The 11,901-nt window shown below is 75.0% G+C and carries 12 protein-coding genes; 1 reads left to right on the plus strand and 11 read right to left on the minus strand.

The window, feature by feature from the left end:
- Nucleotides 1–170 precede the first annotated feature (170 nt).
- The 7 genes from nadD to rplU form a co-directional block, all read right to left on the minus strand.
- Nucleotides 171–776: a nicotinate-nucleotide adenylyltransferase gene (nadD, locus tag JZ5iCDA_RS11600; protein WP_069387321.1), complete on the minus strand. Its 606-nt coding sequence runs from the start codon at nucleotides 774–776 to the stop codon at nucleotides 171–173.
- 40 nt (nucleotides 777–816) lie between these two features.
- Nucleotides 817–972 carry a hypothetical protein gene (locus JZ5iCDA_RS18910; protein ID WP_171905367.1) on the minus strand — a complete coding sequence of 52 codons (156 nt, stop codon included), beginning with the start codon at nucleotides 970–972 and terminating at the stop codon, nucleotides 817–819.
- A 177-nt stretch (nucleotides 973–1,149) separates the two neighbouring features.
- Complete coding sequence (locus JZ5iCDA_RS11605; protein ID WP_083259941.1) at nucleotides 1,150–2,481, minus strand: glutamate-5-semialdehyde dehydrogenase; 1,332 nt, start codon at nucleotides 2,479–2,481, stop codon at nucleotides 1,150–1,152.
- 71 nt (nucleotides 2,482–2,552) lie between these two features.
- Nucleotides 2,553–3,701: a glutamate 5-kinase gene (gene proB, locus JZ5iCDA_RS11610; RefSeq protein WP_069387322.1), complete on the minus strand. Its 1,149-nt coding sequence runs from the start codon at nucleotides 3,699–3,701 to the stop codon at nucleotides 2,553–2,555.
- Between the two features lie 20 nt (nucleotides 3,702–3,721).
- Entirely contained in the window at nucleotides 3,722–5,242 is a 1,521-nt protein-coding gene (obgE, locus tag JZ5iCDA_RS11615; RefSeq protein WP_069387323.1) for a GTPase ObgE, read from the minus strand.
- A 94-nt stretch (nucleotides 5,243–5,336) separates the two neighbouring features.
- Nucleotides 5,337–5,594 carry a 50S ribosomal protein L27 gene (gene rpmA, locus JZ5iCDA_RS11620; protein ID WP_069387324.1) on the minus strand — a complete coding sequence of 86 codons (258 nt, stop codon included), beginning with the start codon at nucleotides 5,592–5,594 and terminating at the stop codon, nucleotides 5,337–5,339.
- Nucleotides 5,595–5,677: 83 nt separating this feature from the next.
- Entirely contained in the window at nucleotides 5,678–5,986 is a 309-nt protein-coding gene (gene rplU, locus JZ5iCDA_RS11625) for a 50S ribosomal protein L21 (protein WP_216093437.1), read from the minus strand.
- A gap of 338 nt (nucleotides 5,987–6,324) precedes the next feature.
- Here rplU and JZ5iCDA_RS11630 point away from each other — a divergent pair, with 338 nt between their 5' ends.
- Entirely contained in the window at nucleotides 6,325–6,879 is a 555-nt protein-coding gene (locus tag JZ5iCDA_RS11630) for a protein-L-isoaspartate O-methyltransferase family protein (protein WP_069387330.1), read from the plus strand.
- Here JZ5iCDA_RS11630 and JZ5iCDA_RS11635 read toward each other — a convergent pair.
- The 4 genes from JZ5iCDA_RS11635 to JZ5iCDA_RS11650 form a co-directional block, all read right to left on the minus strand.
- Nucleotides 6,840–7,532: a thymidine kinase gene (locus JZ5iCDA_RS11635; RefSeq protein WP_436967402.1), complete on the minus strand. Its 693-nt coding sequence runs from the start codon at nucleotides 7,530–7,532 to the stop codon at nucleotides 6,840–6,842. The genes JZ5iCDA_RS11630 and JZ5iCDA_RS11635 overlap by 40 nt on opposite strands.
- An 8-nt stretch (nucleotides 7,533–7,540) precedes the next feature.
- A complete protein-coding gene (locus JZ5iCDA_RS11640; RefSeq protein ID WP_069387327.1) occupies nucleotides 7,541–8,809 on the minus strand; it encodes a 5'-nucleotidase in 1,269 nt (422 codons plus the stop codon).
- Nucleotides 8,810–8,883: 74 nt separating this feature from the next.
- Nucleotides 8,884–9,288 (minus strand): hypothetical protein, encoded by a 405-nt coding sequence (locus JZ5iCDA_RS11645; protein ID WP_139123080.1) that lies wholly within the window; start codon nucleotides 9,286–9,288, stop codon nucleotides 8,884–8,886.
- 107 nt (nucleotides 9,289–9,395) lie between these two features.
- Nucleotides 9,396–11,901: ribonuclease E/G (locus JZ5iCDA_RS11650; RefSeq protein ID WP_139123081.1), on the minus strand; the 2,506-nt coding region annotated here is incomplete at its 5' end.

The raw sequence follows: 11,901 nt of genomic DNA on the forward strand, positions 1-11,901 counted from the left end.
ACGGGCGTGCCGGAGCGGCGGGGCTCCACCCTCCGCCCGGGGTGCCCGGGGACGCCGCCGGCTGCGGCGTGCTCCCGCTCTGCGCGGCGCGCTCGGCCGCCGCCGCCTGCTCGCGCTCACGGATCTCTCTCCGCGTGAGCGGGCGGACGGGCTGCATGTTGCTGCCGTTGTCACTCATCGTGCTGACCTCGATACAAACCGTGCTTGGCGATGTACTGGACCACGCCGTCCGGCACCAGGTACCACACCGGTCGGCCCTCCTCCGCGCGCCGACGGCAGTCCGTCGACGAGATGGCGAGCGCCGGGACCTCGAGCGTCGTCACGACGCCGGGCGGCAGCCCGGCCACGTCGAGGTGGTGCCCCGGACGCGAGACAGCCACGAAGTGTGCCATCTTCCACAGCTCGTCGGCATCCTTCCAGGTGAGGATCTGCTCGATGGCGTCCGCACCGGAGATGAAGAAGAGCTCGGCGTCCGGCCGCGCCTCGCGCAGGTCCCGCAGCGTGTCGACCGTGTACGTCAGCCCGGGGCGGTCGACGTCCACGCGGCTCACGGTGAAGCGCGGGTTCGACGCCGTCGCGATGACCGTCATGAGGTAACGGTGCTCCGCCGCGCTGACGAACTGGTGCTGCTTGAACGACGGCTTGCCCGTCGGGACGAACACGACCTCGTCGAGGTCGAACCGCGCCGCGGCCTCGCTCGCGGCGACGAGGTGACCGTGGTGGATCGGGTCGAACGTCCCGCCCATGACGCCCAGCCGGGGGCTGCGCGAGGTCATCGGTCGGTCATCGGTCGCGTGCCCCGTCCGTCGTGCCGGGTCAGTGGCGCGTGCCGACGCTGCGGAAGGCGTACGTCACGAGCAGGAGCGCCACGAGGCCGCCGAACGCGACCAGCCCGTACGCGAGCGGCGGGATGGGCAGGTGCGACGCGGCCTCGGCGCCTTCCTCGGCGGCCAGCACGACGGCTGAGATCACGACGTCCTCCTCGAGATTCGTCCCGCCGCGCGGACCCGAGTCGGGGCCGGCGGCCGGGATGGTGCGGGTGTGCGGTGCTTGCGGTGGACCGGACGTGATCCGGTCGCCGACCAGTCTCTCACGGCCGCGCGCGCACGCGGGCCGCGCGGTACCGGGTACTTCCGGGCGAACCGCCCGTCAGGGCCGGACGTGACCGTCGCCGTGCACGACCCACTTCGTCGTCGTGAGCTCCGCGAGGCCCATCGGACCGCGCGCGTGCAGCTTCTGCGTCGAGATGCCGATCTCGGCACCGAGGCCGAGCTGGCCGCCGTCGGTGAACCGCGTCGAGGCGTTGACCATGATCGCCGCGGAGTCGAGCTCGGCGACGAACCGCTCGGACGCCTGCAGGTCGCGCGTGACGATCGCCTCCGTGTGCCCCGACGACCACGTGCGCACGTGCTCGATCGCCGCGTCGAGGTCGTCGACCACGCGGACGGCGATCTCGAGCGCGAGGTACTCGGTCGCCCAGTCCTCGTCCGTGGCCGGCCGCACCTCGAGCCCCTCGGGGGCGAGCGCCGCGGTCCGCTCGTCACCGTGCACGACGACGCCCGCCTCGCCCAGCGCCGCGAGCGCCGCGGGGAGGAAGTCGGCCGCCGCGTCCGCGTGCACGAGGAGCGTCTCGGCGGCGTTGCACACGCCGACTCGCTGCGTCTTGGCGTTGAGCAGGATCTCGAGCGCCATGGCCCGGTCCGCGCTCGCGTCGACGTACACGTGCACGTTGCCCACGCCCGTCTCGATGACCGGCACCGTGGACTCGCGGACCACGGTCCGGATGAGGTCCGCGCCGCCGCGCGGCACGAGGACGTCGACGAGGCCGCGGGCATGCATGAGCGCGACGGCGCCCGGCCGCCCGTGGGCGTCGATGGACTGCACGAGGTCGCCCGGGAGGCCGCGGGCCTCGAGCGCCCGCGCGAGCACGGCGACGATCACCTCGTTCGAGCTCGCCGCGGCGGAACCGCCGCGCAGGATCACCGCGTTGCCGCTCTTGAGCGCGAGCCCGGCGGCGTCGACCGTGACGTTGGGCCGGGCCTCGTAGATCATCCCGACGACGCCCATCGGGACGCGCAGCTGGCGCAGCCGCAGCCCGTTGGGCAGCGTCGACCCGCGCACCACCTCCCCGACGGGGTCGGGCAGGCCCGCGAGCTCGCGCAGCGCGTCGGCGATCGCGGCGACGCGCTCGGGCGTGAGCGCGAGCCGGTCGAGCAGTCCGGCCGCCATGCCGTTCGCGCGCCCGCGCTCGAGGTCGACGGCGTTCGCGGCCACGATCTCGTCCGTCGCCGCGACCAGTGCGTCCGCGAGCGCCAGCAGCGCCGCGTCCTTGGTCGCGCGCGTCGCCGTCGCGAGGGCGCGCGACGCGGTCTTGGCCCGCCGCGCGACGTCCTCGACCGCCGCTGCGACGTCGGTCGTGCGCGGCCCGACGGTCTGCTCGCCGTCACCCGTCACGACGGCCGTCTCCTCGGTGGTGGTCATGCCCCGAGCCTACGTCCGCGCGCCGGACGCCGGCAGCGCCGTCCGCACGCCGGGCACACGGTCCCGACGGGTCAGCGGGCGCGGCGGCGGACGAGGACGAGGTCGTCGCGGTGGACGACCTCGCGGTCGTAGCCCTCGCCGAGCTCGTCGCGCAGGTCCGTCGTCGTGCGGCCGAGCAGGCCGGGGATGTCGCGCGACTCGAAGGCCACGAGGCCGCGGGCGACCACGCGCCCGTCGGCGGCGACGATCTCCACGGGGTCGCCGGCGTCGAAGTCGCCCTCGACCGCGGTGATGCCCGCCGGGAGGAGCGAGGCGCGGCCGCCCTGCACGGCGCGGACGGCCCCGTCGTCGAGGACGAGGCGCCCGCGCGTGCGCGCGGCGTGCGCGAGCCACAGCCGGCGGCGCGTGGTGCGCCGGCCCGTGGCGGCGAACCACGTGCCGACCTCCTCGCCGGCGAGCGCCGCCGCGGCGTTCGACGCCTTGGTCAGCACGACGGGGATGCCCGTGCCGGTCGCGATCGACACCGACTCGAGCTTGGTGAGCATGCCGCCCGTGCCCACGGCGCTCCCCCGCCCCGTGACCTCGATCCCCTCCAGGTCCGCGGGCGAGCGCACCTCGGCGATGCGCCGCGTCCCGGGCCGCGACGGCGGACCGTCGTACAGGCCGTCGACGTCGGTGAGGAGCACCATCGCGTCGGCGCGCACGAGGTGGGACACGAGCGCGGCGAGGCGGTCGTTGTCGCCGAAGCGGATCTCGTCCGTCGCGACGGCGTCGTTCTCGTTGACGACGGGCACGACACCGAGGTCGAGCAGGCGCTCGAGCGAGCGCTGCGCGTTGCGGTAGTGCCCGCGGCGCACCGTGTCCTCCGCGGTGAGCAGCACCTGGCCCACCCGCAGGCCGTGCGCGGCGAACGCCTCGGTGTACCGGGCGACGAGCATGCCCTGGCCGACCGACGCCGCCGCCTGCGCGGTCGCGAGGTCGCGCGGCCGGGCGGCGAGGCCGAGCGGCCCGATGCCGGCCGCGATCGCGCCCGACGTGACGAGCACGACCTGTCCCCCGGCGGCGCGCCGCGCGGCGAGGACGTCGACGAGCGCGCGCAGCGCCGCGAGGTCGAGGTGCCCGTCGGCGCCCGTGAGCGACGACGAGCCGATCTTCACGACCACACGGTGCGCGGTGGCGATCTGCGAGCGGGACGGCAGCCCGAGCGGCTCGAGGTTCACCGCCCCATCATCGCGGCCGGTCACTCCGCGTCGGGGTCCGTCCACGTGCCGGACTCGCGCTCGGTCCACAGCTCGCGGCGCGCCTCGGCCTTGGCGTCCATGCGGTCGTGGTGCTCGCGGCGCTTCTCCGCGCGCGTCGGGCGTAGGCGCTCCTCGAGGCGCAGGTCCGAGCCGCGCGGGCCGCCGAGCAGCTCGGCACCCGTCATGAGCGTGGGCTCCCAGTCGAAGACGACGGCGTTCGCGTCGCTGCCGATGCGCACCTCGTCGCCCGCGACCGCGCCCGCCTCGAAGAGCTTCTCCTCGACCCCGAGCCGCGCGAGCCGGTCCGCGAGGTAGCCGACGGCCTCGTCGTTGGAGAAGTCCGTCTGACGCACCCAGCGCTCCGGCTTGGCGCCGCGCACCTCGAACCAGTAGTCCGTCGCGCCGCCCTTGCGCTTCACGGTGAAGCCCGTCTCGTCGACGGCCCTCGGGCGCAGCACGACGCGCGTGGGCTCCGGTGCCGGCGCCTCCGCGCGGGCCTTCTCGACGAGCTCCGCGAGCGCGTAGGTGAGCTGGCGCAAGCCTTCGTGGCTCGCGGTCGAGACCTCGAAGACGCGCAGGCCGCGCGCCTCCAGGTCGGGCCGCACGAGCTCGGCGAGCTCGCGCGCCTCCGGCACGTCGATCTTGTTGAGCACGACGACGCGCGGGCGCTCCATGAGCGGCACGCGCCCGCCCTCGATGCCGAGGTCGCCCGCGTAGGCGGCGAGCTCGCCCTCGAGGACGTCGAGGTCGCTGATCGGGTCGCGGCCGGGCTCGAGCGTCGCGCAGTCGAGCACGTGCACGATGACGGCCGTGCGCTCGATGTGGCGCAGGAACTCCAGCCCGAGGCCGCGGCCCTCGCTCGCGCCGGGGATGAGGCCCGGCACGTCCGCAACGGTGTAGCGCGCACCACCGGCCTGCACGACGCCGAGGTTCGGCACGAGCGTCGTGAACGGGTAGTCGGCGATCTTCGGCTTGGCGGCGGAGATCGCGGCGACGAGCGACGACTTGCCGGCGCTCGGGTAGCCCACGAGCGCGACGTCGGCGATCGTCTTGACCTCGAGCACGACGTCGCGCTCCTCGCCCGGCTCGCCGAGCAGGGCGAACCCGGGCGCCTTGCGGCGCGGCGACGCGAGCGCCGCGTTGCCCAGCCCACCGCGCCCGCCGGCCGCCACGACGTACTCCGCGCCGGCGCCCACGAGGTCGGCGAGCACCTCGCCGTCCGGGGTCTTCACGACCGTCCCGTCGGGGACGGTCAGCACCAGGTCGCCGCCGTTGGCGCCGTCGCGGTCGTCACCCATCCCCTGCGTGCCCGACTGCGCGTGGCGGTGCGGCGAGTGGTGGTACTCGAGGAGCGTGGTGGTCTGCGGGTCGACGACGAGACGCACCGTCCCGCCGTCACCGCCGTTGCCCCCGTCGGGCCCGGCGAGGGGCTTGAACTTCTCGCGGCGCACCGAGGCGCAGCCGTTCCCGCCGTTGCCGCCGGAGACGTGCAGCACGACGCGGTCGACGAACGTGGCCATGGTGAGATCCTCTCGCAGGTACGCCTGGTGGAACAGCAGGAGGGGCGCACCGCCACGGTGCGCCCCTCCTGCAGGAAGTTCGGGTCGGTGCCGATCAGGCCTCGACCGCGACGATGTCGACGACCTTGCGGCCGCGGCGCGTGCCGAACTGCACGGCGCCGGCCGTCAGGGCGAACAGCGTGTCGTCGCCACCGCGGCCGACGTTGTCACCGGGGTGGAAGTGCGTGCCGCGCTGGCGGACGATGATCTCGCCCGACTTGACGACCTGACCGCCGAAGCGCTTGACGCCGAGGCGCTGCGCGTTCGAGTCGCGACCGTTGCGCGAGGAGCTCGCGCCCTTCTTGTGTGCCATGACGAACCTGCTTTCGTGCGAAGGGGAGGGTGCCTGGCGGCGTTCGGCCGGGCCCGGGGCCCGTCACCTCCCGCCGCGGGAGATCACTTGATGCCGGTGACCTTGAGGCGGGTCAGCTGCTGGCGGTGACCCTGGCGACGGCGGTAACCGGTCTTGTTCTTGTACCGCAGGATCGTGATCTTCGGACCCTTCTCGTCCCGCACGACCTCGGCGGTGACCTTGACCTTCGCCAGCTTCGCGGCGTCGGTGGTCACCTTCTCCCCGTCCACCAGCAGGAGAGCGGGCAGCTCGACGGAGTCACCGACGCCGGCGGACACCCGGTCCACCACGACGATGTCGCCGACGGAAACCTTCTCCTGACGGCCACCGGCCTTGACGATCGCGTACACCACGTTGCTGCTCATCTCTCCTAGTCTTGGCGTGCTCGTCACGGCGTGAACGTCTTGGGGACTCCGACCACGCCGCAGCGTGCGAGTGCGAACCGTCCGTGGGCACACGGGACCGGCGCGCCCAGAGCGCGCCGACGTTCAAGACTACGGACGGGTGGCGAGCAGGTCAAATGCCGGGGTGCGCACCGCCCGCCGCGCGTCCCTGCGCCGGCCGTGCGTGCCAGGTCGTGCGTGCCAGGTCGTGCGTGCCAGGTCGTGCGTGCCAGGCTGGGAGGGCCGAGGCAGGAGGTGAGACCGTGCCCGCGGACGCCGAACGTGCCCAGGACGCCGTCGGCGCGGCGATGCGCGCCGTCGACCGGCGGGGCTTCCTGCCGCCCGCCCAGCAGCGCTGGGCCGCCCAGGACCGGCCCCTCGCGATCGGGCACGGCCAGACGAACTCCCAGCCCTCGACGGTCGCCGCGATGCTGCGCCTGCTGCAGGTGCCGCGGGGCGCCCGGGTCCTCGACGTCGGGGCGGGCTCCGGATGGACCACGGCGCTGCTCGCGCACCTCGTCGGTCCCGACGGCGAGGTGCTGGGGCTCGAGCGCGACGCGCGGCTCGCCGTGTGGGGGGCGGCGAACGTCGCCGCCGCCGGCATGCCGTGGGCCTCGGTCGAGCGCGCCGAGGCGGGAGTCCTGGGACGGCCCGACGGCGGTTACGACCGCGTGCTCGTCTCGGCCGCGGCCGAGCAGCTGCCGCGGACCCTCGTCGACCAGCTGCTGCCGGGCGGACGGATGGTCGTGCCCGTCCGGCACGCCATGACGCTCGTCGTCCGGGACCCCGAGGGCGACGGGTTCCGCACGAGCGAGCACGGCACCTACTCGTTCGTCCCGCTCGTCGAGGACCCGCCCGGCTGACCCGGGCGCCCGTCCCCCGACCGCCACGGCGGCGCCTCGAGGTGCGACCGGCAGCGCGCCTCGTACGCCTCGGCGCCACCGACGTGCGACGCCGCCGCGACGAGCGCGTCGCCCGCCGCCCCGGTCGCTGCCGTGCGCACGTGGAACGCCGCGTCCTCCCCGCAGACGGCGCACACGGCCGTGAGCTTCGTGACACGCTCGGCGAGCGCCGCGAGCCCGGGCAGCGGCTCGAACGGGCGCGCGTCGAACGTGACGTCGAGCCCGGCGGCGACCACCACCGCGCCCGCGTCGGCGAGGCGCTGCACCACGTCCACGAGTCCCGGGCCGAAGAAGTGCGCCTCGTCCACGGCGACGAGGTCCCACGGCCCGTCGCGGCCGACGATCTCCTCGAGCTCGTCCGCGCCCGCGACGGTGCGCGACGGCACCGACAGACCCGAGTGCGAGCTGACGACACCGGTCCCCCGGCGCGTGTCCAGCTCGTGCCCGACGACGAGCACCCGGCGTCCGGCGACCTCCGCCCGCCGGACGCGCCGCAGCAGCTCCTCCGTCTTGCCCGCGAACATCGGGCCGCACACGACCTCCACGCGCCCGGGCCGGGCGGACGGCGTGGACCGCGCGTCGGCGGACGACCCGGCAGGCGACCCGGCAGGCACGGTGGCCGTCAGTGGTGGCGAGCCAGCGACGAGGACTGGCGCACCGGGAGCGGCTTCGGCTCAAGCCGCTCGACCGGGCCGCCGTCGCCCGTGCCGAGCCCTGCGCGCCGGCCGCGGCGCGAGTCCTCCGGTGCACCGCCGGCGCCGGGGGCCAGGACCGTGAGCTCGGGCACGCGCGTGAGGACCGGCAGCTCACGCGTCCCGGTCGGCCGGGCGGGGTTCTCGGGGACGACGAGCGCGGTGGACGTCGTGGCACGCGCCACGGTCGTCGCCGGGCGGGCGGCGGCCGCCTCGGCCACGGTCCCGGTCGTCGTCTCGGCCACGGGCTCGACCAGCCGCGGGGGGCCAGGCCGCTGGGGCGCCGGGCGCTCGGCCACCTGCGCCGTCGCGCCGCTCGACGGTGCGGGCGCGCTCACCGGGGCGCCGAACGGCACGTGCACCGCGGGCACGGCGCCGCGGCCGGACGCGGTGGGCGTGCGCCGCTCTCCGACGACGACGTGCGGGCGCAGCATCTCGAGCACGTCCGACGGGTCGACCCCGCCGAGGAAGAACGCGTCGTCGAGCGCCACGCCCCACGACCGGAGCGTCGCCACCGCCCGCTCGTGCGCCGGAGCGGAACGGCCCGTGACGAGCGCAACCTGCACGCGTGCCTCGTACGCCGGGTCGGCGTCGCGACGGTGCCGCTCGGCGTCCTGGACGCGGCGCAGGCCGGCGAGCAGCCCGCGCAGCGCGCCGCCGCCCGGGACCCGCCGCTCGCCCGTGCCGTCCTCGAGCGCGCCGTCGAGGTCGAAGACGACCCGCAGCTCGCCGCCGGGCTCGTCCGCCGACGCGGGGTCGAGCACGTGCCCGGCGGGCAGCCCGCGGTGCACCGTCTCGCGGACCGACGCCTCGTCGGCCGTCAGGAAGAGGTCGACGTGCAGCGGCCGGACGAGCTCCTGCGGCGCGCGCCCCTGGCGGAAGACCGCGCGCGTGATCGCGAGCTCGTGGTGCCGGATCGAGCGCATGACGCGCAGACCCGTCTCCGGCGACCGGCGCGAGAGGACGACGACCTCGACCAGCGGGTCGTCCGCGGACGGCGCCAGGTCGTTGAGGGCGAGGAGTCGCCGCACCGTCCCGGCGGCGACGCCCGGGGCGAGCGCGTCGTCCAGGTGCTCCTCCTGGTACGCGCGGTACGCGGCCTCGCCCTCGGACCGCAGCACGCGGTCGGAGTCCTCGAGGTCGAACAGAGCGGACGCGGCGACGCCGACGACGAGACGGCCGGTGAGGTCGTAACCCATGGCCCGCATCATGCCAGGTGCGGGTGACGGGACGACGACGCGCCCCCGTCGTGCGCTGCCCGTCGGTGGCGGCGTCAGACGCCGAGACGACGACGTTCCTGCCCGATGAGCGACTGGAGGTACGTGACCCGGTCGTACACGTCGCCACGGTGCTGCGCGCTGTGCACCGGCACGTTCTCCACGTACGACTGGCCGTTCCGGGAACGAACCATGACGGCGACGTGGCCCGAGACCCGGGTCTCCTTGGCGAGGAGGAAGAGAAGACTGAGGAGGAAGGCCCAGACGAAGAGCACGACGAGGACGATCGCCCACGCGGGCGTGTGCGTCGTCACGTGCGTCTGGTCGGTGGTCACGACGTCGACCTCGGCGACGGGCCACGTGCCGCTCGGGGTCACGACGTGGTGCTGCGTCGAGTGGATGTTGCCGATCGACACGAGGAAAGGAGCCGGCTGAGCCGGGCCGGGATACGCGACAGTCACGGACGAACGGTAGCGGGCCGACTCCGTCGTGTCCGCGGACCGGACGCCGACGCGTCACCACGGCACGACCACGCGCGGCTCCCTGCGGAGCCGCGCGCGGTCCGCGGTCAGTCCGTGCCGCTCTCCTCGACCGCCGACGCGACCTCGGTCGCGGGTGCCTCGGTCGCGGGCGCCTCGGTCGCGGGCGCCTCGGTCGCGGGCGCCTCGGTCGCGGGCGCCTCGGTCGCGGGCGCCTCGGTCGTGGGTGCGTCGGTCGTGGGTGCCTGGGACTCCGGTGCCTCGTCGGCGGCGTCCGTCGCCAGGGGCGCGCTCTCGCCCGCCGGCGCCTCGTCCGGCGCGGGGACGACCGCGTCCGCGACCTCCGGGGCCTGCGCGGCCTCGGAGCCCTCGGCGTGGTCGTGCTCGTGGGCGTGCGCGGCGGCCGCGGCGATCGTGGCGAGCGTCGCCTTGACCGCCTCGCGGGCCTGCGACGAGACCTCGGGCAGCACGGGGACGCCGGGGTGCGGCAGCGTGACTGCCGGCTCCTTCGCGCCCGTGGCCGTGCCGCCGGAGCCGGACCCGCCGCGCTTGCGGCGCGAGCGCGACTTGCCCTCGCCCGCGTCGTCCGACGAGCCGCCGCCGTTGCCGTTGCCGTTGCCGTTCGAGCGCTCGACGGGCTCGGTGTGCACGACGAAGCCGCGGCCGTGGCAGTGCTCGCACGTCTCGCTGAACGCCTCGACGAGCCCCTGGCCCACGCGCTTGCGCGTCATCTGCACGAGGCCGAGCGACGTGACCTCGGCGACCTGGTGCTTCGTGCGGTCGCGGCCGAGGCACTCGACCAGACGGCGCAGCACGAGGTCGCGGTTGGACTCGAGCACCATGTCGATGAAGTCGATGACGATGATGCCGCCGATGTCGCGCAGCCGGAGCTGACGGACGATCTCCTCGGCCGCCTCGAGGTTGTTGCGCGTGACGGTCTCCTCGAGCGTGCCACCCGAGCCGGTGAACTTGCCGGTGTTGACGTCCACGACCGTCATCGCCTCGGTGCGGTCGATGACCAGCGAGCCGCCCGACGGCAGCCAGACCTTGCGGTCCATGCCCTTCGCGAGCTGCTCGTCGACGCGGTGCACCGTGAAGACGTCCTGCTCGCTCGTCCAGCGCGAGACGCGCTCGCGCAGGTCCGGAGCGAGCTCCTCGACGTACGTGGAGATCTCGCCCCACGCGGACTCGCCCTGGACCACGAGCGAGCTGAAGTCGTCGTTGAAGATGTCCCGCACGACGCGGATCGCGAGGTCCGGCTCGCCCTGCAGCAGCGCGGGCGCCGACGCGCTCTTCGCCTTCTTCTCGATGGCCTCCCACTGCCCGCGCAGGCGCTCGACGTCGGCGCGCAGCTCCTCCTCGCTCGCACCCTCGGCCGCGGTGCGCACGATGACGCCCGCGCCGTCGGGCACGACCTCCTTGAGGATCTTCTTGAGGCGGTTGCGCTCGGTGTCGGGCAGCTTGCGGCTGATGCCGGTCATGCCGCCGCCCGGGACGAACACGAGGTAGCGCCCGGCCAGCGTGATCTGCGACGTCAGGCGCGCACCCTTGTGCCCGATCGGGTCCTTGGTGACCTGGACGAGCACGGAGTCGCCGGACTTGAGCGCCTGCTCGATGCGGCGCGGCTGGCCCTCGAGCCCGGCCGCGTCCCAGTTGACCTCGCCCGCGTAGAGCACGGCGTTGCGGCCCTTGCCGACGTCGATGAACGCGGCCTCCATGCTCGGCAGCACGTTCTGCACGCGGCCGAGGTAGACGTTGCCCGCCATCGACGCCTGCGACTGCTGCGAGACGTAGTGCTCGACGAGCACGCCGTCCTCGAGCACGGCGATCTGCGTGCGGCCGTCCTTCTCGCGCACGACCATCGAGCGCTCGACCGACTCGCGGCGCGCGAGGAACTCCGCCTCGGTGATGATCTGGCGACGACGGCCGGCGTCGCGGCCCTCGCGGCGGCGCTGGCGCTTCGCCTCGAGGCGCGTGGACCCCTTGAGCGCCGTCACCTCGTCCGCGAGGCTGCGGTCGCGCGAGCGGGTGCGGGTAGAGCCCTCGCCGTTCTCGCCACGCCCGCCGCGACGGCGGCGACGGCGACGACGGCTCGTGCCGGACTCGTCCTCGAAATCGCTCTCGGACGCCTCGGCCTCGGCGGGCTCACCCTCGGACTCGGGCTCCGCCTCCGTCGGCTCGTCGGCCGGTACGGCCGTGTCGCCCTCGGCGTCGCCGGCCTCGCGCGGGGCGTCGGACCGGCCACGCCGGCCGCGGCCGCCACGGCGGCGCCGACGACGCGGCGCGGAGTCGGCCTCGTCCGTCTCGGCCGCGACCTCCTGCGCGTCGTCCTCGAGGTCCACGAAGTCCTCGGGCCCGAAGGCGTCGTCCGGGAGCTCCACGCCCTCGGCGACGAGCTCCGACTCGATGAGCTCGATCTCCTCGACCGCGGCACGGTCCTCGCCGGAGAGCGCGGCCTCGGCCGGGGCCTCCGCGGCGGTCTCCGGCGCAGGGACGGCCGGCTCGGCCGGGCGCTCGGCGACGGGACGCTCGGCGGCCGGGCGCTCCGTGCCGGCGGAGTCCTGCGTCGCGGACGCCGGCTCCACGTGACGCGGC

Source organism: Cellulosimicrobium cellulans (assembly GCF_001722485.1).
Taxonomy (GTDB): domain Bacteria; phylum Actinomycetota; class Actinomycetes; order Actinomycetales; family Cellulomonadaceae; genus Cellulosimicrobium; species Cellulosimicrobium cellulans_A.

Bases quoted from the DNA above. Each gene is read 5' to 3' on its own strand.
- JZ5iCDA_RS11630 (WP_069387330.1), top strand. From the start codon at position 6,325: ATGCGCGCCGTCGACCGGCGGGGCTTCCTGCCGCCCGCCCAGCAGCGC.
- rpmA (WP_069387324.1), bottom strand. From the start codon at position 5,594: ATGGCACACAAGAAGGGCGCGAGCTCCTCGCGCAACGGTCGCGACTCG.
- JZ5iCDA_RS11605 (WP_083259941.1), bottom strand. From the start codon at position 2,481: ATGACCACCACCGAGGAGACGGCCGTCGTGACGGGTGACGGCGAGCAG.
- obgE (WP_069387323.1), bottom strand. From the start codon at position 5,242: ATGGCCACGTTCGTCGACCGCGTCGTGCTGCACGTCTCCGGCGGCAAC.
- JZ5iCDA_RS11640 (WP_069387327.1), bottom strand. From the start codon at position 8,809: ATGGGTTACGACCTCACCGGCCGTCTCGTCGTCGGCGTCGCCGCGTCC.
- nadD (WP_069387321.1), bottom strand. From the start codon at position 776: ATGACCTCGCGCAGCCCCCGGCTGGGCGTCATGGGCGGGACGTTCGAC.